The organism is Methylorubrum pseudosasae (assembly GCF_029504475.1).
GTDB lineage: Bacteria > Pseudomonadota > Alphaproteobacteria > Rhizobiales > Beijerinckiaceae > Methylobacterium > Methylobacterium extorquens.
The window spans coordinates 2,052,197-2,070,079 of sequence record NZ_JAQGDU010000002.1 but is presented as its reverse complement, the minus strand read 5'-3'; the positions used below and the strand labels follow the sequence as shown (position 1 = coordinate 2,070,079).

18 protein-coding genes, 1 tRNA gene and 1 pseudogene are annotated in these 17,883 nt (G+C 66.3%); 11 read left to right on the top strand and 9 right to left on the bottom strand.

Translation table 11 applies throughout. The features are described from left to right. Positions 1–2 precede the first annotated feature (2 nt). Positions 3–179: an amidase family protein gene (locus M2437_RS10610; protein WP_253387364.1), complete on the top strand. Its 177-nt coding sequence runs from the start codon at positions 3–5 to the stop codon at positions 177–179. A 186-nt stretch (positions 180–365) separates the two neighbouring features. Here M2437_RS10610 and M2437_RS10605 read toward each other — a convergent pair whose 3' ends face one another. The 3 genes from M2437_RS10605 to M2437_RS10595 all read right to left on the bottom strand — a co-directional run bounded on the left by M2437_RS10605 (position 366) and on the right by M2437_RS10595 (position 4,195). Then, a complete protein-coding gene (locus tag M2437_RS10605; protein ID WP_253387363.1) occupies positions 366–1,052 on the bottom strand; it encodes a zinc metallopeptidase in 687 nt (228 codons plus the stop codon). A 223-nt stretch (positions 1,053–1,275) separates the two neighbouring features. Next, positions 1,276–2,892 (bottom strand): FAD-dependent oxidoreductase, encoded by a 1,617-nt coding sequence (locus M2437_RS10600; RefSeq protein ID WP_253387362.1) that lies wholly within the window; start codon positions 2,890–2,892, stop codon positions 1,276–1,278. A gap of 403 nt (positions 2,893–3,295) precedes the next feature. Beyond that, the gene (locus M2437_RS10595) at positions 3,296–4,195 is read right to left on the bottom strand and encodes an AraC family transcriptional regulator (protein WP_253389614.1); all 900 of its coding nucleotides are present in this window, start codon (positions 4,193–4,195) and stop codon (positions 3,296–3,298) included. Positions 4,196–4,358: 163 nt separating this feature from the next. On the opposite strand from M2437_RS10595, the gene M2437_RS10590 reads away from it, so the two are divergent. Further along, on the top strand, positions 4,359–4,937 hold the full coding sequence (locus M2437_RS10590; RefSeq protein ID WP_253387361.1) for a DUF308 domain-containing protein: 579 nt from the start codon (positions 4,359–4,361) through the stop codon (positions 4,935–4,937). A gap of 100 nt (positions 4,938–5,037) precedes the next feature. On the opposite strand, the pseudogene M2437_RS10585 reads toward M2437_RS10590, so the two are convergent. Next, positions 5,038–5,151 (bottom strand): annotated as a pseudogene (locus M2437_RS10585) (LysR family transcriptional regulator); the annotation flags it as partial. Positions 5,152–5,193: 42 nt separating this feature from the next. Then, the gene (locus tag M2437_RS10580; RefSeq protein ID WP_253387360.1) at positions 5,194–6,456 is read right to left on the bottom strand and encodes a flavin monoamine oxidase family protein; all 1,263 of its coding nucleotides are present in this window, start codon (positions 6,454–6,456) and stop codon (positions 5,194–5,196) included. Positions 6,457–6,782: 326 nt separating this feature from the next. Here M2437_RS10580 and M2437_RS10575 point away from each other — a divergent pair, with 326 nt between their 5' ends. Then, entirely contained in the window at positions 6,783–7,490 is a 708-nt protein-coding gene (locus tag M2437_RS10575; RefSeq protein ID WP_253387359.1) for a DJ-1/PfpI family protein, read from the top strand. A gap of 434 nt (positions 7,491–7,924) precedes the next feature. Here M2437_RS10575 and M2437_RS10570 read toward each other — a convergent pair whose 3' ends face one another. Continuing rightward, positions 7,925–8,353 carry a DUF3597 domain-containing protein gene (locus M2437_RS10570; protein ID WP_003596240.1) on the bottom strand — a complete coding sequence of 143 codons (429 nt, stop codon included), beginning with the start codon at positions 8,351–8,353 and terminating at the stop codon, positions 7,925–7,927. 211 nt (positions 8,354–8,564) lie between these two features. Here M2437_RS10570 and M2437_RS10565 point away from each other — a divergent pair, with 211 nt between their 5' ends. From M2437_RS10565 to M2437_RS10545, 5 genes are all read left to right on the top strand, one after another. Continuing rightward, positions 8,565–9,590: an ABC transporter substrate-binding protein gene (locus M2437_RS10565; RefSeq protein ID WP_253387358.1), complete on the top strand. Its 1,026-nt coding sequence runs from the start codon at positions 8,565–8,567 to the stop codon at positions 9,588–9,590. Between the two features lie 19 nt (positions 9,591–9,609). After that, a complete protein-coding gene (locus M2437_RS10560) occupies positions 9,610–10,362 on the top strand; it encodes an ABC transporter permease (RefSeq protein ID WP_015824483.1) in 753 nt (250 codons plus the stop codon). Continuing rightward, positions 10,359–11,120, top strand: a complete 762-nt coding sequence (locus M2437_RS10555) for an ABC transporter ATP-binding protein (protein WP_253387357.1) — start codon at positions 10,359–10,361, stop codon at positions 11,118–11,120. The genes M2437_RS10560 and M2437_RS10555 overlap by 4 nt, the downstream gene beginning before the upstream one ends. 112 nt (positions 11,121–11,232) lie before the next feature. Continuing rightward, positions 11,233–11,667: a tellurite resistance TerB family protein gene (locus M2437_RS10550; protein ID WP_056114717.1), complete on the top strand. Its 435-nt coding sequence runs from the start codon at positions 11,233–11,235 to the stop codon at positions 11,665–11,667. A 139-nt stretch (positions 11,668–11,806) separates the two neighbouring features. Then, positions 11,807–11,998: a hypothetical protein gene (locus tag M2437_RS10545; protein WP_012255472.1), complete on the top strand. Its 192-nt coding sequence runs from the start codon at positions 11,807–11,809 to the stop codon at positions 11,996–11,998. A 303-nt stretch (positions 11,999–12,301) separates the two neighbouring features. On the opposite strand, the gene M2437_RS10540 is transcribed toward M2437_RS10545, so the two are convergent. Next, the gene (locus M2437_RS10540) at positions 12,302–13,921 is read right to left on the bottom strand and encodes a peptide chain release factor 3 (protein ID WP_003596251.1); all 1,620 of its coding nucleotides are present in this window, start codon (positions 13,919–13,921) and stop codon (positions 12,302–12,304) included. Positions 13,922–14,027: 106 nt separating this feature from the next. Beyond that, entirely contained in the window at positions 14,028–14,777 is a 750-nt protein-coding gene (locus tag M2437_RS10535) for an SDR family oxidoreductase (RefSeq protein ID WP_253387356.1), read from the bottom strand. Between the two features lie 199 nt (positions 14,778–14,976). On the opposite strand from M2437_RS10535, the gene M2437_RS10530 reads away from it, so the two are divergent. The 3 genes from M2437_RS10530 to M2437_RS10520 all read left to right on the top strand — a co-directional run bounded on the left by M2437_RS10530 (position 14,977) and on the right by M2437_RS10520 (position 16,376). Next, positions 14,977–15,051 (top strand) — tRNA-Gln (locus tag M2437_RS10530). Between the two features lie 145 nt (positions 15,052–15,196). Then, positions 15,197–16,168 (top strand): inositol monophosphatase family protein, encoded by a 972-nt coding sequence (locus tag M2437_RS10525; protein ID WP_253387355.1) that lies wholly within the window; start codon positions 15,197–15,199, stop codon positions 16,166–16,168. A gap of 70 nt (positions 16,169–16,238) precedes the next feature. Then, on the top strand, positions 16,239–16,376 hold the full coding sequence (locus tag M2437_RS10520; RefSeq protein WP_253387354.1) for a hypothetical protein: 138 nt from the start codon (positions 16,239–16,241) through the stop codon (positions 16,374–16,376). Between the two features lie 30 nt (positions 16,377–16,406). On the opposite strand, the gene M2437_RS10515 is transcribed toward M2437_RS10520, so the two are convergent. Next, on the bottom strand, positions 16,407–17,492 hold the full coding sequence (locus M2437_RS10515; protein ID WP_253389613.1) for a calcium-binding protein: 1,086 nt from the start codon (positions 17,490–17,492) through the stop codon (positions 16,407–16,409). Positions 17,493–17,883: the final 391 nt, after the last annotated feature.

The window sequence follows — 17,883 nt, the reverse complement described above, 5'->3', positions numbered from 1 at the left end:
CCGTGCCCCTCAACGTGACCGGCCTTCCCGGCCTGTCGATGCGCTTCGGGACGAGCCGCGAGGGTCTGCCGATCAACGTGCAGCTGGTGGGCAGCTGGCAGGCGGAGGCCGCGATCCTTCACGCGGCCTCGGTGCTGGAGGGTGTGAGCCCGGTCCGCGGCCTGCACGCGAGCCTCTGATAGGAGAGAGCCTGCCGGGGAGCGCCACCCGTGCCCGGCCATGAGCGGACGTCGAACCGCTGAAACGCAGGAAACCACCCATCCAAGACGCTGAGGCGAGCGCTGCGTGTTGGCCGGTTCTGGCCGATCGGAGACGGTCCGCCTGCATTGAGCGCAGCAGGAAATCGGACGCGCGCCTCATCGGTCTCAGAACGGCAGGAGCCGCCGAAAGCGGGCGATGTTCACGAGCGACACGAGGGACGAAGCGACGTAGGTGAGGGCCGCAGCGCGCAGTACGGTGCGGGCGCCAAGCATATCGTCAGCCTCGAGGAAGCGACCTGTTTCCAGGATAGGCAGAGCCCGGCGAAAGCTCGCGTCGAGCTCGACGGGCAGCGTTAAGAGGTGGAACACGAGGCGAGCACCGAGGAGCGCGATGCCGACACCCACCTGCAGGGCTAGCAGGACAGGCGACTTGAGGATGGCGAGCATCAAGGGCGCGGTGATCGTCACCACGGCCGCGGCGAACTCGAAGCCCTGCACGACCGGGGCGAACCTCACCCGCGCCGCGAGCAGCCGGTCCCCCGCCGCGTGCTGGAGTGCGTGGGAGACCTCGTGCGCCGCGACCGCGACCGCCGTGATCGAGCGGCCGTCATGGTTCTGCGGCGACAAGCGCACGACGTTCGCGACCGGGTCAAAGTGGTCGGCCGGCGCAATCTCGACGGGAACGTGCTCGAGTCGTGCTTGGTCGAGCAGATGGCGTGCGAGCTCTCCCCCGGTCCCGGGTAAGTCCGGCCGCTCGGTGGCGTGTTGCTGCATCGCCCGGCGCACCCACCACTGAGGGCCGAATACGAGGCAGAACAGGAGGGCGGCTCCGAGCGCTACGAGGACCGGCATGCCGGGTATGTAGGCGCGTGGCCCGAGTCGGTGAAGCAGGCCAGGACCGGCACCCATGGATACGCCGCCTTGGCGATCTCCGCGATGCGCTTGGCCATCGCGGGATCGTCGAGACAGATCCGGATCGCCCAAGCCGTCGCAGCGCCGGCTGAAACGGCAGGAGCGCGGGCCCGGTCGTCGGTAGATCGAGCCCCCTGGTCGCACGCGGCACGGGAGGCGTGATCTACGTCCGAACGTGCTCCCACACCTTGGAGATGACGACCGAACCCTCGCCGACCGAGGCTGCGACACGCTTGACGGAGTTGGCTCGCACGTCGCCGACCGCGAAGATTCCCGGATGCGACGTCGCATAGGGTGAACGCGCGCCGATCGCATCCCCGGTCAGGACGAAGCCGTGGCCATCGAGTTCGACGAGCCCCGAGAGCCAGCCGGTGTTGGGGGCAGCGCCCACCATGACGAAGACGGCACAGGTCGAGATCGTGCGCATCGTGCCGTCGGCGACGTTGCGGATCGTCACCGCATCGAGGTGATCGTCGCCGTGAAGGGCGGTGACTTCGGCCCCGTACTCGATCGTGATCCCCGGGTCGGCCTCCAGCCGGCTCGACAGGTAGCTCGACATGGACGTCGCAAGCGATTGCCCGCGCACGAGAAGGCGAACGTGTCGGGCTGAGCGGCTGAGATACATCGCCGCCTGGCCGGCTGAGTTGCCGCCGCCGATGATGATCGTCTCGGCATTCCTGCAGTAGCGTGCCTCGATCTCCGTCGCAGCGTAGTAGATGCCTGCACCCTCGAACGCCTCGAGGCGTTCGATCGGCAATCTTCGGTACTGGACGCCGGTCGCGACAACGACGGCCTGTCCCCGAACGCGCCGGCCGTTGTCGAACGTTGCACAGAACGATCCGTCCTCAAGCCGTTCCAGCTTCGCCACGCGCCGCGGCATTGCGAACCGCGTGCCGAACTTCATCGCCTGAACCTCGCCGCGCCAGACGAGGTCGGCGCCCGAGATCCCGGTCGGGAAGCCCATATAGTTCTCGATCCGGCTCGATGTGCCGGCCTGACCGCCGATCGCCACATCCTCGATGACCAGTGCGCGAAGCCCCTCCGCGCCCGCATAGACGCCCGCTGCTACCCCGGCCGGTCCGCCGCCCACGATAAGGACGTCGAAGGCCTCGTCGTCGACGAGGTTGTAGTCGAGGCCGAGCAGCCGCGCGACCTTGGCGGGTGTCGGCTCGGTCACGACGATATCCCGTCCGAAGATCACAGCCGGCCGTTCGGACGAGATCGAGCAACTCCTGGCGACGCTCGCCGCCTCCGGGCTGCCCAGCGGATAAGACCTGTAAGGAAGGCGGTTCCGGCTCGCGAACTCGGCAATCCGCCGGACGCTCCGGTCGTCGTCCTCGCCCAGGAGCACCAGGGTGCCGTCCTGCGAGTCGAGCTGCCGCCGCCGCCGTGCGGCCAGGACCGTGATGATGATGTCCGACATCTCCGGGACTTCGGACATCAGTCGCAGCATCTCCGGGCGCGGCACCTCGGTGACGATGGTATCCGCACTCGCCCGCATGGGCATCGACCAGACCCCGCCGTTCAGGAACGAGATCTCGCCCATGAACTGGGTCGGTCCGAGGGTAGACGGCAGATGGCGCTCATTTGTGAAAGGGTTGACCACCTCGATCTCGCCGGCCTCGACATAGACGAAGCGGTCGGCTGGATCACCGGCATGGACGAGAAAGGTACCGGCCGGGTAGTGCTTCTCGGCTCCGATCGCCCGAAGCGCGGCGACATGCGATTCGGCCAAGGGGATGCGCTGCATCTCGCGCAGATCACGGCCGATCGTTTCCATGGGTCGCCCCCTCGCAGGTCATCCGTTTCGGCGCAGCATCAGTGGCTGAGCTTCGGTAGGCAAGTCCTGCGCGCGAGCGTATGCAGGGTCGAAGCTGCAGGTCTGGGGTGGCGCTCCTAGAACGTGCAACCCGGCCTGAGCCGACCTCTGCTTCGGTGATGCCCGCGACTGTTGCCGAATGACCGAGACGGGCGCAAAGCCAAAGGTCCAATTCTGAATCGAAGGCCAAGGTCCGGGTGTGGTGCACAGCGGAACCATAGGCGTGCGAACTCCTGACCCCTTTCAGACCTTCAAGCCTACCGGCCGAGACGTCCGCTCGGTAGGAAAAAGCGGACCTTTGAGCGGCGGTCACGACATCAGCATATCGTGGTTCATTACGCCCCTGCCGTTCCAAGCAGATGGCTCACCTGTGCAATCTCTTCTCGCTCGGCAGTGTCGGCTCATCCCTCGGTGGATAGCCGAACATCGCCTTGTAAGCACGGCTGAACGCTGCTTCGGACTCATAGCCGACCCGTAGTGCGACCTCGCCGACACGTGCCTCGCGGGCGACGAGCATGTTCCGGGCGAGCGTGAGCCGCCACTCGTTCTGGTAGCGCAGTGGTGAGCGCCCGACGAGCGCGGCGAAACGTTCGCAGAAGCTCGACCGGGACATGCCGGCCGCGTCGGCCAGGGTGTCGACGCTCCAGCGCTGCAATGGTCGCTCGTGTATGACCTTCAACGCTCGGGCGATGCGGGCGTCGGACAACCCTCCCAGCCATCCGGTGGTGTGCCCGCGCTGCACCCAGGTCCGCAAGGTGCGGATGACGATGACGTCGATGATCCGTGAGATCATCAGGGCCGCGCCGGGCTCGTCGTCAGTCACCTCGACCATCAGGAAGGGTACGATGCCGTCAAGCCACCCGGCTCCTTCGGCGCGCCGGATGTGGATGCGCCCGGGCAGGGCCGAGATCATGCCGCGAAGGCTGTGGGGATCGAACGAGAACCGGCAGACGATCACCGATGCGTGCGAGGCGGACGCCACCAGCCTGGACCCTCCGAGCCCGCGGGGTAGAAGCACGAGATCGCCCGTGTCGATCACGACGCGCTCCCCGCCATCGTCCTCGACGTCGAGCGAGCCGTCGGCGACCACCAGAACATGGGCGGCTTCGGCTTCCAGGTCCAAGACCTTCGACCACGCGACTTCGTGTGATCGGACATGGTCCCCGGTGAGCCGGATCTGCGCCAGTACGTGCGAGAGCAGGTCGCCGGAGACGCCCGGTCCGGCGTCCGGAAGAACGGTCAAGTTTTCCAGTGATCCGGTCATGGGTGCCATCAGCGTCCGATTGTAAACGTACCTTCCGAAGCGACGCGTATCTCTCTGAAAAGACGCCGCTTTCACGAAGCCCGGCGTTTCGGTCGCCGAAGCTGCCGCGTGATCGCCCGTCGTCCCGATCCTCCGCTGCGCCGCGCACCCGAAGGGAACGTCAATGACGACCGTCCAACAACCCGGCCGTGACACTTCCGGCTGGCTGAGCTCCTATTACTTCCTCCGTGCCGGAGTGTCCGTCGGTTGGGTTGCGGCCGCCTTCACCATCGGAAAGGCTATGCCGCCGGCCGCGGCGGCGCTCCTGGTCGCCTATCCCGCCTGGGACGCCGTTGCCAACGTTATCGACGCGCGGCGCAGTGGCGGCTTGGCCGCCAATCCCAGCCAGGTCCTCAACGCGGCTGCTAGCACCGTCGTCGCCCTCGCGGTCGCCGTCGCGCTGGGGTGGAGCCAGCACGCGGTGCTGGCGGTGTTCGGGGTCTGGGCTATCCTCTCCGGCCTGCTGCAGCTTGCGACCGGCGTGCGGCGCTGGAATGCAGGTGCTCAGTGGGCGATGGCGCTGAGCGGAGCCCAGTCGGCCCTCGCGGGCGCCCACTTCATCTTCAAGGCGAATGGTGCCTCGACACCCGGGATCACGGACATCGCTCCCTACGCCGCGTTCGGTGCCTTCTACTTCCTGGTTTCGGCCCTGTGGTTGACCGTGGCGCAGGCCCGGAAGGGAGCGACGGAACGGACCGCATGACTCTGCGCGGTGCCGGTGGAACACTCGAACCCCCCGTCGTTGGCCGCCGGCGGCCTCCCACGACCCCGTCGTCGGCGCTGGAAGTGCCCGATCAGCGATTCGGTCCCACGCGCCGCGCGACCAGTTTGGAATCGGCGAGATACCCGGCCCGGATTGCGCAATCGAAACCCTCCGCGACGAGGTCGACGAAGTGGTCGCCGTAGGTCGCGTGGACGCGTTGCGGTACGACGCCCGCCGTTCGCCCGCGTGACGGCTCTCACGAAAGCAGGGCGCGCCGGAAGGCAGGACGTTTCGCCCGAAGCGCGGCCAACGCCTCGTCGGCGGCGCGCACCCCACTATCGTGGGCTCCATGGGCGGTGGTGAAGTCGAACGGGTGCGTCGCCTCGCCGGCGAAGAACAGCCGATCCTCGAACGGCTGGGCCAGCCGCGCCCTCGCGTACGACTGCCCCGGCAGGGCGCAGCTATAGGCGCCGCCGATGAACGCCATACGGCTCCACGACGTGGCCGCGAGCGGGCGAAGGGCCGATGCCACGTCGCTGCCGAACAGGGCGACCAATTCGCTGGACACATGGGCGAAGCCGGCGGCTGGGCCCTCCTCCTCCACAATGCGGGCCCCCTCGCCGCCGAGGAACGCCTCGATGACCGGCCAGCCGTTAGGCCGGATCGAGTACGCGGCCGATCTCACGTCGCGCAGGTTGCCGTAGGCGTGCGAATCCGGCTCGAAAGCGGTATCGCGCCCGATCCCTAGGAAGACCTTCTCGTTGCGCCCGAGCGGCAGGGCTGCGGCCGCTTCGCGCCAGGCTTCGGTCCCGGAGGGTAGGCGGATTGCGTCGCCGGCCAGGACTGCGGTCGAGACTGTGAGGATGGCGATCCCGGCGCGGACAGTGCCGGCCCGCGTTGTAACAGCGACGCCGTCCGCCTTCAGGTCGATCCGCTCAGCAGGGGTCGCTAGGCGCAGCGCCACCGCGGACGGTAGACTGGCGGCAACGAGCGTGCCGTATCCGAGTGGCACGCTCCAGTTCTGACCGGTCGAGGCCGTGTCGTAGGCCATGTAGTCGGCGGCGGATATTCGCTCGGGCGCTACTCCGCTCATGAAGCCGGCGATGGCTCGCACGTAGGCGTTCCACTGACCCTCGGGCTCAAGGGCATCGCTCGCGTGATCGCTGCCCTGCGAGACGTGAGGAAGCCGCTCGTTCCAGTCCCGGAACGCCCTTTGCGCCGCCTCCTGCTCGTCCTGGACGATGCCGGGATGCGCTTTGGCCCATGGCGGCTCGCTTCGGTCGACCGAGAAGCCGGACGCTTCGGCAATGGCGACCCAGGCGTTGCGGTCACCCGAATGGAGCCACTCGCAACCGAGGTCGAGCGGATACCCACCAAGATCCTGCGTGAATGCGCGCCCCCCGAGCCGCGAGGACGCCTCAAGCACCAGCACAGTCAGCCCGTGTGCTGCCAGCCGTCGCGCGGCGCCGATGCCGGCGGCGCCTCCCCCTACGATGATGACGTCGAACGCACTTTCCATGAGAGGGAGGTGAGGTCGGGCATCGGGCGGGACAAGCGTCGTGGCCTTCTCGTCTGAGCACCGGCCGCGATGGCCGCAAGCGCGGCTGTCTCCCGCGTCAACGTTGGCCGTTACGTGACAAGCGGCCATTCCGTTGCCTTGGAACGAAGGTCCCGAAATGGCGCTTTTCGGACGAAGGAACCGCAACTTGAGGGCCGACAGCTGTGGCGAACCGGCGTGAGATCGGGGCGGCTGCGCTGGCCGCTGCTGCCCTCCTGGCGGCTCGACCGTCACAGGCGCTTGATGCTCCCAGGCCATCCGTGAGGGTGCCGCCAGTTCGCATCGCCATGCTGCTCTATCCCGGTATGACGGCCCTCGATGTGGTGGGCCCACAAGGGCTGCTGGCGGGACTTGCACCCGACACCCTCCACCTCGTCGCTCGGTCCGTCGGACCTGTCTTAAGCGACACCGGCCTCAGCCTCGTTGCCACGACGAGCTTTGCCGACTGTCCCACCGAACTGGATGTGCTCTTCGTGCCGGGAGGCGATGGCACAGCCGCTCAAATGCGCGACGCTGCCACGCTGGCCTTTCTGCGGGATCGGGCCAGCCGGGCGCGCTGGGTAACGAGTGTCTGTACCGGATCGCTGATCCTCGGAGCAGCCGGGCTCTTGAAGGGTTATCGCGCGACCTCACACTGGTGTGCTCGCGATACTGTTCTTCCACTCCTCGGGGCGATCCCGGTTGACGATCGGGTCGTCTTCGACGGCAACCGGGTGACCGCCGCCGGCGTCTCGGCTGGGCTCGACTTCGCCCTGGCACTCGCCGCCCGCCTGCGCGGCGAGGATTATGCACGAACGGCACAACTCGTCGCCGTATATGCGCCCAAACCGCCGTTCGAGGCAGGAAGTCCGGCCGCGGCCGGGCCGATCATCACCCAAAGGGCGCAAGCGATCCTCGACGCGCTCGTGACTGAAGCGCGAAAGGCCGCTGCCCCGCTTCAACCGCCAGAACCCGGGCCCGGTGATGCGCCTCCGACTGCTTCCCGCGAGGACTGATCGGTGCTGTTTGCCGCACTCAGCCGCTGCAGCTTCAGATAGACATTGGCGAATGACCAGCGACCCTACCGGCGAATGAATTCTGCGTCGACGGTGGTACAAATGTTGCCGAGGCGCGCAGCATAAGCTTGTGCTTTTGCTAGTTTTTGTTGGGAAATCGGGCAATCATCTCCCAGGCATCAATTGATCTCTGACCCATCGAAATCCCTAGTCTTCTAAGTTTCGATCCCGTACCTTGCTGAAGGGTACGGGATTTTTTCTTGCCTGAAGGGTTCGCTTCGCCCTGGCAGATCGCGCTGTGCCGGCTTCGATAGGCCTACGGAAATCACGCCTTCGAGCGGCCTCGAAAACGAAAGTGGGTGGCGGGAGTTCTCTCCCCCGCCACCCACTTTCTGATGCCGGCGAGGGTGCCGACGTGACCGCTATCGGTCTTCTCAGTCCTTGAGGTCGGCCGGGACCTTACCGCCGTTCTCTTCGAGCTTCTTGATGACCTGCTTGTGCAGCCAGATGTTCATCGAGGCCGAATCGTTCTTGTCGCCGGTGTAGTGCAGCTCGTCGGCGAGCTGCTGGCGGGCGTGCAGGCTCGAATCGAGGTCGAGCAGCTTCATCAGGTCGACGATCGAGCTGCGCCAGTTCAGCTTCTGCGAGTTCTTCGCGGCGAGGTCGTTGAGCACGGCCTCGACATCGACCTGTCCGCCCGACGACGTTCCGCCGCTGGTGGGCGTGGAGGCCGGGGCGCTGCCGCCGCCGGAGGACGGCTGGGCCTGCGTCTCGGAGGGCTTGGCGGACGACTCGCTGGCCTTCGCCTCCGACGAGCCGAACGGGTTGAGGATCTTGCTGACGATGCTGCCGAGGAGGCTCATGGCGTAGGGTGTCCTGTCGTCTGTCCCGCGGCGTGGATGCCGCTTTCGGCTGGGTAAACGGCAGGAGGAACGGGGCCGTTCCGTCGCAGGCCGGCAAAGCTTCGTCGCCCGGCGTGCTGCTACCGCGCGACGCTGGTGTGGAAGCGCGATTGGAAGATCGCGCCCGCTGTGCCATGGGGGACGCCATCCGGCACCCCTGGAACCCGTTTCGATGCGCAATCTGTTCAAGGCCTTCGGCCTGATCGCGGGGCTTCTCGCCCTTCCCGTGCCCTTCGCGGTCCCGCTCGCCGCCCAGACCGTGCCCGTGCGCATCGGCGTCATTCCGGTGATCGGCGCAGCACCCGTCTTCGTGGCCAACGGCGAGGGATGGCTCAAGGAAGCCGGGCTGACGCCGGCCTTCACCACCTTCGAATCCGGCCCCAACATGATCCAGGCGCTGGCGTCCGGCACCATCGACGTCTACGTCGCCGGCATCGCGCCGCTCGCCGTCGCCCGCACCAAGGGCATCGACGTGCGGGTCGTGGCCGCCACCGCCATCGAGGAGATGGTGTTCGTGGCAGCCCCCAAGCTCGCCCCCTACTTCGCGTCCGCCCCGAGCAAGGCCGAGGCCTTCAAGCAGTTCAAGGCCAAGGAGGGCCGCCCCGCCCGGCTCGCCACGCAGCCTCCGGGCTCGGTGCCGAACACCACCCTCCAGCACTGGCTGTGGCAGGTGGTGAAGGCCGACAAGGCCGATGTCGAGATCGTCGCCATGGGCATCGACGCGACCCAGCAGGCGCTGCTGGCCGGCGCCGTCGACGGCGCCTCGATCCGCGAGCCGGCGCTCACCATCGTCCAGGGCCGCAACCCGAAGATCGCGCTGATCGCCACCGGCGGGGAGATGTTCCCCGATCAGCCGGGCACCGTGGTGGCCGTCTACGGCAAGTTCGCCGACGCCAACCCGAAGGCAGTGGAGGGCCTCGTCTCGGCGCTGGTCAAAGCGACTGACCTCTTAAAGACCGATCCGGCGCGCGCCGCCCCGCCGGTCGAGGCGGCACTCGGCAAGGGCATCACCGACGTCGCCACGATCCAGAAGGCGCTCTCCTCGCCGGCTGCGAAGTTCGTCGCCGATCCGCGCACGATCATCGAGGCGACAAAGAAGATGCAGGCCTATCAGGTCTCGATCGGCACCCTCGACAAGGAGGCGCCGACCGACGGCCTGTTCGACGCCAAGCCGTTCGACGCGGTCAAGAAGCCCTGATTTCCACGATTCCGACGCCATGACCTCGTTCCGCTCGGCCGCCCTGGCGGTCGTCGGGCTTGCCGCCTTCCTCGCCCTGTGGGAGGCCGCACCCCGGCTCGACCTCATCAACCCGGCCTTCCTGCCGCCGCCCTCTTCCATCCCGGCGGCCTTCGCCCGGGAGATCGCCAACGGCGCCTGGCTGACCGCGGTCGTCGAGAGCCTGAGCCACTACGTGGTCGGGCTCGGCGCGGGCGCGCTCGCGGGCGTCGCCCTCGGGCTGGCCACGGGCATGTTCGCTTGGTTCGACAGCCTGACCGCGGGGATCGTGCGGCTGCTGCGCCCCATTCCCGGCCTTGCCTGGGTGCCCTTCGCCATCATCTGGTTCGGCGTCCAGCCCTCGGCCGCCGTGTTCATCATCGCCATCGGCGTGTTCTGGATCGTGTTCTTTGCCACCCAAGGCGCCGTGCGCCACGTCGATCGCGACCTGATCGAGGTGGCCCAGGCCTTCGGTTTCCGCGGACCCCTTGCGCGGCTCACCAAGATCCTCCTGCCCGCCGCCACGCCGGGCATCCTCGTCGGCCTGCGCACGGCGCTGGGACAGGCCTGGATGGCCGTGGTCGCCGCCGAGATCTTCGGCGTGCCCGGCATCGGCGCGCGGATGATGCAGGCCTCCTCGCTCCTCTCCACCGACATCGTCGTGGTCTACATGCTCACCATGGCCGGGCTGTACGGCCTGTTCGATACCGGCTTCGTCGCCCTGCAGGGCTGGCTGCTGCGGTGGCGCGCATGAGTGGTCCCATCATCGACATCCGGGGCTTGAGCCTCGCCTACGAGCGCAACGGGCGGCGCACCGAGATCCTGTCCGCCCTCGATCTCGCGGTGCCGCGGGGGCAGTTCCTCGTCATCGTCGGCGAATCGGGCGTCGGCAAATCGACGCTCCTGCGCGTGCTGATCGATCTGGCCAAACCCAGCGGAGGCACGGTCCATCTCGGCACCGATCCCCAGAAAACCCGCACCCCGATGGCGCTGGTGTTCCAGGACGCGCGGCTGCTCCCCTGGCGGCGGTTGATCGACAACGTCGCCTTCGGCCTGGAGCGGCACGGCCTGTCGAAGCCCGAGCGCCGCGAGCGGGCGGCGGCGATGCTCAAGCTCGTCGGGCTGTCCGATTTCGCCGGCCGTTGGCCGCACCAGCTCTCCGGCGGCCAGCGCCAGCGCGTCGCCATCGCCCGCGCCCTCGCGGTCGAGCCCGAGGTGCTGCTGATGGACGAGCCGTTCTCGGCGCTCGACAGCTTCACCCGCGAGGGCCTTCAAGACGAGATCCAGCGCATCAAGGCGCAGACGGGCAAGACGGTGCTGTTCGTGACCCACGACATCGACGAGGCGGTGTACCTCGCCGACCGGGTCATGGTGCTGGCGGGCAGCCCCGGCCGGATCGCGGCGGATGTCACCCTCGCACCGCCCCGCCCGCGCCAGCGCCGGGACGCGGCCCTGGTCGAGGCGGCGCGCCACCTGCGGGCGGAACTATCGCGGCGCTCGGCGGAACTGTGAGGGATCCGTCAAGCTTGCCATCTTGACGGTTCTCTGCCTGCGTTGGAACCATCGGCGCTAGGGTGGCGCGTAGGCTGGTACGTTTGGGGCCGGGCGCCTGGGGGATTGCAAGATGGGGTTTTTTCAGGACGCCCTTATCCGTTTCAACCGGGTGGTGATGTCCTACGCCGGCGATTCCGTTTTCATGCAGGCGGCGGTCTCCGCCGCGGCCAACGTGATCGTCGCCGACGGCGACACCGATGACGAGGAGATCGAGGCGGCTCTCGTCAGTATGCGGGCCAACCCGATCCTTCAGAAATCCTACGACACGCTCACCCTGGAACAGGCGCTGTTCGAAGCGCTCGCCCGCGCGGAGCTGCGCGCCGGGCGCTTGGAGAACAGCCAGCACGTCGCGGCCATCGCTGACCGTCCGCTGGAGCAGCGCCAACACGTCTTCCTGATCGCGGCGGACGTGGCCGACAAGGGCGGCATCACCGAGAGCGAGCACGCCGTGCTCGACGAACTGGCCCGGGCGCTCGACGTGGACAAGGCGGCGCTGCTCGTCTGAGTCGCTGCGCGGGAGCGCCCCGCTCTCAACATCGTCCCGAAAGGTGGTCACCGGCTTTCGGAAAAGACGATGCTCGGACCAACCCCTTCTCTCGGACGGCACTGAGCCTATACTTCACGGCTCGGACAGGAGCGCGGCCATGTACAAAGTAACCGGCACGGATCCCGCCGGCCGCACGCTGGCCTTCGCCTGCGGCACGGACGAGCAGGCTCTCGAGAAGACCTGGGAGCTGGCCGGACGCGGCTTTCGCAACATCTCCGTCGCCGACCCGAAGGGACGCGAGATGAGCGCCATCGCCTTCGAGCGTTCGCTTGATTTCGACTACGACTGAGCTGGTTCTAAGGGCCGATCGAGCTTCAGCACCCAGAGCATTATCCGACCTGATTGCATCAGGCCGGCGTCTTTAGGTCTTTGTTTTGACGCGCTTTCTTTCGCCGAACCGGCGTCCACTTCGTCGGAAAGCGCTCTGGCGCTTCTATCCGACGGCTTGCTCAACCCACTCCCGCATCCCGAAGTGTCGCCCTCGATAAGAGGGCTCCAGGGATCGCGCGACGTCCGGAGCCCTCCTTCGAGGCCGCTCCGCGGCACCTCGGGATAAGGGAAAGAGTGGGATGGCGGGGTCGGGAGACGCCGCTTACGCCGCCCGCTTCTGGTAATCCTTCACATCCGTGAACCGGATCTTCTCCCAGCGCTCCTCCTCGTAGCGGAGTGAGAAGGCGGTGGTGGCCATGAAGACCGGCGCACCGTCGAGGTCGCTCGCCATGGCCGAGCCGTGGGCGTTCACGAACCGATCGATCTCGACCTCCGATTCGGCCTCGATCCAGCGGCAGACCGAGAACCGCGTCGTCTCGTAGTCGATCGGCAGGCCGTATTCCGCCTGGAGCCGCTCCTTCAGCACGTCGAGCTGCAGCGCGCCGACCACGCCGACGATGGCGGGCGAGCCGTCCTGCGGGATGAACACCTGCACGACGCCCTCCTCGCCCATCTGCTGGAGCGCTTCCCGCAGCTTCTTGGCCTTCATCGCGTCGGTGAGCTTGATCCGCCGCATGATCTCGGGGGCGAAGCTCGGCACACCGCGGAAGACGATCTCCTCGCCCTCGGTCAGGGTGTCGCCGATGCGAAGTGTCCCGTGGTTGGGGATGCCGACCACATCGCCGGCATAGGCCTCGTCGGCGATGGCTCGGTCTTGGGCGAAGAAGAATTGCGGCGCCGAGAGCGACATCGGCTTGCCCGTGCGCACCAGCTTGGCCTTCATCCCGCGCCGGAGCTGGCCCGAACAGACCCGCATGAAGGCGATGCGGTCGCGGTGGTTCGGATCCATGTTCGCCTGGATCTTGAACACGAAGCCAGTCATCTTCGGCTCGGACGGCTGCACGGCGCGCTTGTCCGCCTCCTGGCCGCGCGGGGGCGGCGCGAAGCGGGCGAGCCCGTCGATGAGGTCGCGCACGCCGAAATTGCGCAAGGCCGAACCGAAAAAGACCGGGGTCAGGTGCCCCTCGCGAAAAGCTTCGAGATCGAAGGTCTTGAGGCCGCCTTCGGCGAGCTCCACCTCCTCGCGCCACGCATCGGCCGCGCCGTTTTCCGTCAGCAGCGTGTCGAAGAGCGGGTCGCCGAAGCCCGAGACCGGGATCGTGCCGGCATCGTCCGCCGCGTCGAGCCGGCGCACGCGGTTGCCGCCGAGTTCGTAGGTGCCGGCGAAGTTGCGCCCGAGCCCGATCGGCCAGGTCACGGGCGCCACGTCGAGGGCGAGCGTCTTCTCGATCTCGTCGAGCGTCTCGAACGGGTCGCGCGCCTCGCGGTCGAGCTTGTTCACGAAGGTGACGATCGGGATGTCGCGCAGCCGGCACACCTCGAACAGCTTTCGCGTTCTGGCCTCGATGCCCTTGGCGGCGTCGATGACCATCACGGCCGAGTCGACCGCCGTCAGGGTGCGGTAGGTGTCCTCCGAGAAGTCCTCGTGGCCCGGCGTGTCGAGCAGGTTGAAGACGCAGTCGCCGTACTCGAAGGTCATCACCGAGGTGACGACCGAGATGCCGCGCTCCTTCTCGATGCCCATCCAGTCGGACCGGGTGGAGACGCGGTTGCGCTTGGCCTTGACCTCGCCCGCGAGCTGGATCGCGCCGCCGAACAGCAGCAGCTTTTCCGTGAGCGTGGTCTTGCCCGCATCCGGGTGCGAGATGATGGCGAAGGTGCGCCGCCGCGCGACCGGATCGGTCTTCGCGTCAGCGGATTTGGCGTCTGTTTGCATCAGCATGGCGGGCACCGGCCGCCGCGGGGCGGTCGGCCGCTCGTCTCGAAGGGGGACCGGGCGGTGTTCCGCTCTCTACGCGTTCCGCGCCGCCTACGCAAAGCCGCCTTCCCTACCCCCGCCCGACGAAGGGCATGTTCGTCGCCATCACGGTCATGAACAGCACGTTGGCCGAGAGTGGCAGCCCGGCCATGTAGACGACGGCCTCGGCGACATGCGTCGCCTCCATGTAGGGCTCGGGCCGGATCGAGCCGTCGGCCTGCCGCGCGCCCTGCCCGAAGCTTTGCGTCATCTCGGTCTCGGCATTGCCGACATCGATCTGCCCGCAGGCGATGTCGAAGGGGCGCCCGTCCAGCGCGGTGGCGCGGGTGAGGCCGGTGATGGCGTGTTTGGTGGCGCTGTAGGGCGCCGACATCGGCCGTGGCGCGTAGGCCGCGATCGAGCCGTTGTTGATGATGCGCCCTCCCCTGGGGTCCTGCTTGCGCATCATCCCGAAGGCGGCGCGGGTGCAGAGGAAGGTGCCCGTGAGGTTGACGTTGACGCTGGCGAGCCAATCCTCGACCGCGATCTCGTCCACCGTCGCGGCGGGGGTGAAGATCCCGGCATTGTTGAACAGCAGGTCGAGCCGCCCGAAGCGCTCGCCCGCCGCGGCGAACAGGGCCTCGACGGCGCGCGGATCGGACACGTCGGTGGGCACGCACAAAGAAGGGCCCGGCAGTTCTGCCGCGACCCGCTCCAGCGCCTCGCCCCGCCGCCCGGCGAGCACCAGCTGCCACCCGGCCTGCGCCAATCCCAGCGCCACCGCCCGCCCGATGCCGGAGCCCGCCCCGGTCACGACCGCCACCCGATCCCTCATCGCCATTCCTCTGCCGTCCCGCTCCTACCATCCGGCCCCAGAATAAGTAGTCGCATCGAACCGGTGCAGAGGCGCCGTGCACGCTCGGCCAATCGCGGGGGCCCAAGCGATCCCGTCACAAACGCGCGTCGGTGCGAGGCGGAGGCATCCAACCCAGTTGCCAGTCCCGCCGGGCCCGTCTAGAGATCCGGCGGCTTGAAGCCGATGGGGCGTCGCCAAGTGGTAAGGCAGCGGTTTTTGGTACCGCCATTCCCAGGTTCGAATCCTGGCGCCCCAGCCAATTACTCCAAGCGGATCAACGCCTAAGCGACCCCGACATATCGGACAGACTGGAACAAACGGTGTCGGGCCGCCGCACAAGAGTCGGCACAGTCGATGACCAGGCGGTGGCTGTCCGATCTGAGACCTTCGCGGTAGGCTGTCGCATGGCTGATTCCTCCCCCACCGTCGGCGAACTCTTCACCGCCGAAACACTTGACGTCAGAGAACCGATACGCGGTCGAGATGACCTGCAAGACGTATTCAACCGCATGCTTCTCTTCGCGGAAGATGCGGCAGGGACCGCGCTCGCGTTGCGAGCTGCCGGTCTCGATGTGTCACACAAGGACGGCGACCTAGGGCAAGCCCTGACGCAGGCTGACCTCGAAATCAGCAGCATGCTGCGTGAGCGTTTCGGTATGCGTGTCGTCGAGGAAGAGACCGCAGATGACCTGGGTCGACCGGCGGCGGAACGGATGTTGTCCGAGGCGTCTTGGACGTTCGTAGCCGATCCGATTGATGGAACTATGCCTTACGCAGGCGGTCTCAACGGTTGGGGCACTATGATTGCGGCTTGCCGCAACGGACGGCCAGAGATGAGCGTCCTTATCCTGCCTTCGTGGAGCGAGGCTCGGGACAGGCCGAGAACCCTCGCCCCTCCAGCCGAACAGCGAGGCGTCCTCATAGCGGCCTGTGAGGGCATGGCATATTGGGCGCCGACTCTCGGCGGGCGCAGGGCCGAAGGGCTGCGGCAGTTGCCCCCTTCAACAGCACCGACCTACCATGTCGGGTGGCTCTGTAATGCTTCCAAGCGCTACACTTTAGATTTCGAGCAAGGCTTTTTTCCTTGGTGTGAGAGCGGAGCCATTGCCGACGCGGCACTGCTCGCAACCGGTCGACTCGACGCCACGGTCCACAACCACAAGCTCTGGGATCTTGCCCCAGCCCTCCCGATATTCGAGGCGCTCGGCTTCTCTCTGTATCGATGGCCGGATCTCGCCCCCGCGCCAGTTGCGATTATCGACCTCTTTGACAACAACTTCTCGGCGCAGAACAGCCTGTGGCTCGTCTGCCGCGGAAAGGAAGCTGCGGCTAAGTTTGCGAATGCCATCTTGCTCCCGGGGGCGCAGAGGGCGTGATGGCGACTCGGCGGTAAGCCTGGAGCCACCCGGCGTCCCGGTGTCGTCGGCCCCGTCATCGGGTAGCAGCATGAACAGCAACGAGCCCGAACAATCCACCGCCGAGATGTGCAGCCTGCTCCGGTTCGCGCAGGGACTCGGCCTGGACGAGGAGACCGTGCGGGAGATGGCGCGCCCTGCGAGGAACACCCGCAGGGCGCAACAGTAAGGCTCAAGACCCGGTGGGGTCACGTTGTCATCAGGCGAAGGCACCGTCTCCGAAGGTCGAGCGTCCCTCAACGGCGCCGTTTTCGAGGTAATGCTGCAGGGGATTGATGCCGGCTGCCGCGACATCCCCGTAGGCCGCCAGATATTGCTTCGTGTCGAATTGAGCCGAGGGATCGCGTCCTTCCTTCCAGCCGAAAGTGAGGTAGTGTTCAAGGGGATTGACGCCGGCTGCAGCGACATCGGTGTAGGTCGCCAGGTAGCCCTTTGTGTCGAAGTATGCGTTCGGATCCCGGCCTTCCTTCCAGCCATGATCGGCGAAGTGCTGCTCGGCGTCGATGCCATTCCTGTATACGTCATTGTACCGACTAAGGTAGAACAGGTCATCGACTATTGCATTGCCGTCACCCTGGACAATCGACCTATCGATAAACTCAAACACCTCCGTATTTTTGACGGTATCAACTGTGCTCTGACCGGAAATAGAAGACAATGTTCCGGAGGACTCGACGCTGACTTCGGCAAAGCTGAAGGCGAAGACTGCTGTGTCAGCACCCAGTGCTCCGTCGAGGATGTTGACACCCGTGCCACCCGACATCCGGTCGTCACCGTAATCACCGAAGACGGTGTCGTTGCCCGCGCCGCCGATGAGGATGTCATTTCCGAGATCGCCGTCGACGAGATCGTCGCCGTCGCCGCCTAGAACGGTATCCGCATCGTCGCCGCCGGCGAGGAAATCATTTCCTTCGTCACCGACCAAGAAATCGACGCCCGCCTCTCCCACCAGGAAATCGTTGCCCGGCCCGCCGTAGAGAGCGTCGTCACCGGGGTTGCCAGCAGCGTAGTCGTCGCCGTCCTGTCCATAGATAGTGTCGTTACCGGCCTCTCCGATGATCTGGTCGAAGCCGCCTTGGCCGAAGATCGTATCGTTTCCAGCTCCCCCAGCGATATAGTCGAGGTCGTTACCGCCCGTGATCGTATCGTTGCCGTCCTGGCCGTCGATCCGGTTAAAGCCGCCCGGATCGATAATGACATCGTTCCCTAGCAGCCCAAGAATGACATCGTCCTCGGGCGTGCCGTTAAGAACATCGTCTCCGAGCGTTCCTAAGATAATCGCCACTGTGCCTCTCCTACTTTGACGACTGTCGAACAGCCGTTCAGGCATCCGGCGCACATACTGCAATGTTCCCATGTAAGAGAGATTTTCTGCAATCGGCTATGCAATTTATAATAATTGATAGAGTACTATCACTAAATTCCTCATTACTTAAGATTATGCTCCTCAAGCGTTGATTCAAGCAACCTTCACTGTTCGGTGTTCATAGCCTCGTGCATCACGCCGCCTGGTCACAGCCATCGACGATGGAACAAATGGGGAATCTGGTACGAGACAGTGATGCGATCCACCGCCAAACTTCGCGGTCTACTCGGCTTTGCTGGTGGCCTCGGCCTGGACGAGGCGATCGTACGGGAGATCCACGAGACCGTCGGGCAAGAGGCCGCAGCGGCCG

What these genes read in the sequence shown, in the direction of transcription:
- M2437_RS10605 (WP_253387363.1), bottom strand. Translation starts at nt 1,052, where the DNA reads ATGCCGGTCCTCGTAGCGCTCGGAGCCGCCCTCCTGTTCTGCCTCGTA.
- M2437_RS10600 (WP_253387362.1), bottom strand. Translation starts at nt 2,892, where the DNA reads ATGGAAACGATCGGCCGTGATCTGCGCGAGATGCAGCGCATCCCCTTG.
- M2437_RS10595 (WP_253389614.1), bottom strand. Translation starts at nt 4,195, where the DNA reads ATGACCGGATCACTGGAAAACTTGACCGTTCTTCCGGACGCCGGACCG.
- M2437_RS10590 (WP_253387361.1), top strand. Translation starts at nt 4,359, where the DNA reads ATGACGACCGTCCAACAACCCGGCCGTGACACTTCCGGCTGGCTGAGC.
- M2437_RS10580 (WP_253387360.1), bottom strand. Translation starts at nt 6,456, where the DNA reads ATGGAAAGTGCGTTCGACGTCATCATCGTAGGGGGAGGCGCCGCCGGC.
- M2437_RS10575 (WP_253387359.1), top strand. Translation starts at nt 6,783, where the DNA reads ATGCTGCTCTATCCCGGTATGACGGCCCTCGATGTGGTGGGCCCACAA.
- M2437_RS10570 (WP_003596240.1), bottom strand. Translation starts at nt 8,353, where the DNA reads ATGAGCCTCCTCGGCAGCATCGTCAGCAAGATCCTCAACCCGTTCGGC.
- M2437_RS10565 (WP_253387358.1), top strand. Translation starts at nt 8,565, where the DNA reads ATGCGCAATCTGTTCAAGGCCTTCGGCCTGATCGCGGGGCTTCTCGCC.
- M2437_RS10560 (WP_015824483.1), top strand. Translation starts at nt 9,610, where the DNA reads ATGACCTCGTTCCGCTCGGCCGCCCTGGCGGTCGTCGGGCTTGCCGCC.
- M2437_RS10555 (WP_253387357.1), top strand. Translation starts at nt 10,359, where the DNA reads ATGAGTGGTCCCATCATCGACATCCGGGGCTTGAGCCTCGCCTACGAG.
- M2437_RS10550 (WP_056114717.1), top strand. Translation starts at nt 11,233, where the DNA reads ATGGGGTTTTTTCAGGACGCCCTTATCCGTTTCAACCGGGTGGTGATG.
- M2437_RS10545 (WP_012255472.1), top strand. Translation starts at nt 11,807, where the DNA reads ATGTACAAAGTAACCGGCACGGATCCCGCCGGCCGCACGCTGGCCTTC.
- M2437_RS10540 (WP_003596251.1), bottom strand. Translation starts at nt 13,921, where the DNA reads ATGCTGATGCAAACAGACGCCAAATCCGCTGACGCGAAGACCGATCCG.
- M2437_RS10535 (WP_253387356.1), bottom strand. Translation starts at nt 14,777, where the DNA reads ATGGCGATGAGGGATCGGGTGGCGGTCGTGACCGGGGCGGGCTCCGGC.
- M2437_RS10525 (WP_253387355.1), top strand. Translation starts at nt 15,197, where the DNA reads ATGGCTGATTCCTCCCCCACCGTCGGCGAACTCTTCACCGCCGAAACA.
- M2437_RS10520 (WP_253387354.1), top strand. Translation starts at nt 16,239, where the DNA reads ATGAACAGCAACGAGCCCGAACAATCCACCGCCGAGATGTGCAGCCTG.